General features: G+C 66.0%; 1 protein-coding gene. It reads left to right on the forward strand.

Features of this window, described 5'->3' with window-relative positions:
* The first annotated feature begins 293 nt into the window (after nt 1-293).
* Nucleotides 294-1,532: an argininosuccinate synthase gene (locus tag RTU05_RS18175; RefSeq protein WP_312599680.1), complete on the forward strand. Its 1,239-nt coding sequence runs from the start codon at nt 294-296 to the stop codon at nt 1,530-1,532.
* Nucleotides 1,533-1,651: the final 119 nt, after the last annotated feature.

The raw sequence follows: 1,651 nt of genomic DNA on the forward strand, positions 1-1,651 counted from the left end.
GCGCGGCGGCCTGGACGGCGGGCGCGGGCGCGACGGAGGCCCAGACGGGGGTGGACACCGCCAGAAGGGCGGCGGCGGCGACGAGAGAGCCGGTGCGGCGCATAGATCATCCTCGGATTTCAGGTGAACGGACCATAACGCGGGTCGATCGGCTGGCAACGCGACGGAATGAAACATGACCAAAGCTTCATGTTCGACGTCCGATGCCGATTGGAAAAGGTTGCATCGCCGGACCCCCGGTCTTATGCGCGCGTCAACTCCCCGACTGACCGCCCCTTGCTGAAAGAGCCGCCATGTCCGCACCCGCCGACAAGCCCGTCAAGAAAGTCGTCCTCGCCTATTCGGGCGGGCTGGACACCTCGATCATCCTGAAGTGGCTGCAGACCGAATATAACGCCGAGGTCGTGACCTTCACCGCCGACCTGGGCCAGGGCGAGGAGCTTGGCCCCGCGCGCGAAAAGGCGCTGAAGCTGGGCATCAAGCCTGAGAACATCTTCATCGACGACCTGCGCGAGGAGTTCGTGCGCGACTTCGTCTTCCCGATGTTCCGCGCCAACGCCCAGTACGAGGGCGACTATCTCTTGGGCACATCCATCGCCCGCCCGCTGATCTCCAAGCGCCAGATCGAGATCGCGCGTCAGGTCGGCGCCGACGCCGTCTGTCACGGCGCGACCGGCAAGGGCAACGATCAGGTCCGGTTCGAGCTGGGCTACTATGCGCTGGAGCCCGACATCCGCGTCATCGCCCCGTGGCGCGAGTGGGAGTTCCGCAGCCGCGAGGCCCTGCTGGACTTCGCCGAGAAGAACCAGATTCCGATCGCCAAGGACAAGCGCGGCGAGGCGCCGTTCAGCGTCGACGCCAATCTTCTGCACTCCTCGTCCGAGGGCAAGGTGCTGGAAGATCCGGCGGTCGAGGCGCCCGAGTTCGTCCACCAGCGCACCATCAGCCCCGAGGACGCGCCGGACGTGGCGACCGTCATCGAGATCGGTTTCGAAAAGGGCGATCCCGTCTCGATCAACGGCGAGGCCATGTCGCCCGCCACGATCCTGACCGCCCTGAACCAGTACGGTCACGACAACGGCGTCGGCCGTCTGGACCTGGTCGAGAACCGCTTCGTCGGCATGAAGTCGCGCGGCGTCTATGAGACCCCCGGTGGCACGATCCTGATCGCGGCGCACCGCGGCATCGAAAGCATCACCCTGGACGGCGGCTCCATGCACCTGAAGGACCAGCTGATGCCGAAATACGCCGAGCTGATCTACAACGGCTTCTGGTTCTCGCCCGAGCGCGAGATGCTGCAGGCCGCCATCGACAAGAGCCAGGAAAAGGTCTCCGGCTCGGTCAAGGTCAAGCTGTACAAAGGCAATGTCTCGGTCATCGGCCGCGAGAGCCCCAACAGCCTGTACGACCAGGACCTGGTCACCTTCGAGGAAGGCGTCCAGGCCTATGACCACAAGGACGCCGCCGGCTTCATCAAGCTGAACGCGCTGCGTCTGCGCGTCCTGGCCAAGCGCGACGCGCGCGAGGGCTAAAGACCGTTACGGCCGGGCGATTCTCAGGATCGCCCGGCTGCGGTCGTCGGTGACCCAGATGGAGCCGTCGGCGGCGACGGCCATCACGACCGGCGAGCCGCGCGGCTGACGGCCCGCCG

The sequence above is a fragment of the Brevundimonas sp. genome (assembly GCF_032017145.1).
Taxonomy (GTDB): domain Bacteria; phylum Pseudomonadota; class Alphaproteobacteria; order Caulobacterales; family Caulobacteraceae; genus Brevundimonas.

What these genes read in the sequence shown, in the direction of transcription:
- RTU05_RS18175 (WP_312599680.1), top strand. Translation starts at nt 294, where the DNA reads ATGTCCGCACCCGCCGACAAGCCCGTCAAGAAAGTCGTCCTCGCCTAT.